Raw genomic sequence first — 649 nt, forward strand, 5'->3', positions numbered from 1 at the left:
TGTTCCTCGACCAGCCGATCGGGTTGCGGCTGTGAGCGATCCCCGCCTCGACCTCAGCTTCGACGGAGCGGTCGCGCGAGTGACCATCCGCCGGCCTGAGAAGCTCAACGCCCTCGATGCCGCGATGGTCGATGCGCTCGTGCCGTTGTGCAGGGCGGTGGAGCGTTCCGCGGCGAAGGTGCTGATCCTGTCCGGCGAGGGCGAGAAGTCGTTCTCCGCGGGCGGCGACGTCGCCGCCTGGAGCGCGCTCGACCCGGCGGAGTTCGCGCGCCACTGGATCCGCGACGGCCATGCCGGCTTCGACGCTCTCGCCAGGCTTTCGCAACCGGTCATTGCCGTCCTCAACGGCCATTGCCTTGGCGGAGGCCTGGAGCTTGCGGCCTGCGCCGACTATCGGATCGCCGAGAGCCACGCCCGCATCGGTCTGCCTGAAACCGGCCTTGGGATCACACCGGGCTGGTCGGGCACCCAGCGCACGGCTCGCCGTTTCGGCACCCAGTTGATCCGCCGCATGTCGCTCTTCGGCGAGGTCTATTCCGCCGACGAGGCCTTGAGATTGTCGCTTGTCGACAAGGTCGTCGGCAAGGGTGACGGCCTCGCGGCGGCCGAACAACTTGCCGCTATCGTCGCAGGCCGGTCCGCTACCGCC

At 68.9% G+C, this 649-nt stretch carries 1 protein-coding gene; it reads left to right on the forward strand.

What is annotated here, in order from left to right; translation table 11 throughout:
* Positions 1-31 precede the first annotated feature (31 nt).
* A partial coding sequence (locus EOA27_RS39065; RefSeq protein WP_145970934.1) for an enoyl-CoA hydratase/isomerase family protein occupies positions 32-649 on the forward strand: 618 nt, incomplete at its 3' end.

The organism is Mesorhizobium sp. M2A.F.Ca.ET.037.01.1.1 (genome assembly GCF_003998075.1).
Classification (GTDB): domain Bacteria; phylum Pseudomonadota; class Alphaproteobacteria; order Rhizobiales; family Rhizobiaceae; genus Mesorhizobium.